The sequence below is a fragment of the Vibrio sp. T20 genome, from assembly GCF_007858795.1.
Classification (GTDB): Bacteria; Pseudomonadota; Gammaproteobacteria; order Enterobacterales; family Vibrionaceae; genus Vibrio; species Vibrio satsumensis.
Genome location: NZ_VFEB01000075.1, coordinates 1 through 300, shown reverse-complemented (window position 1 = coordinate 300; position 300 = coordinate 1). Strand labels below are relative to the sequence as shown.

Genomic DNA, 300 nt, shown 5'->3' with positions numbered 1-300 from the left:
TATGACAGCCGTTAGGTAAGCGTAATTGGTACAAGTTGCTGCGCTGACGGCCTTTGTTATCAAACCGTTTTATGCGCTTCACAAACCCTTGTTTTTCTAGCTCGTTAAGGTGTCGTTTCACGGTTCTTACCGATACTTCACAATATTGCGCCAAGTAATTTAAGGATGGAAAACACACACCACGCGCGTCGGCGTTGTCGGCCAATTTTAATAACACCAACTTGCTTATCGGCGATCCAGTTTTTAATGGGATGAAAGAGAGAATGAGGGAAACACACATGAATAACGCTCCTTGTTAAT

At 43.3% G+C, this 300-nt stretch carries 1 protein-coding gene; it reads right to left on the bottom strand.

All coding sequences use genetic code 11. From position 1 onward, the window contains the following. Window positions 1-280, bottom strand: a 280-nt coding sequence (locus tag FTW16_RS05845; protein ID WP_146490401.1) for a helix-turn-helix domain-containing protein, incomplete at its 3' end; no start/stop codon positions are given. Window positions 281-300 lie beyond the last annotated feature (20 nt).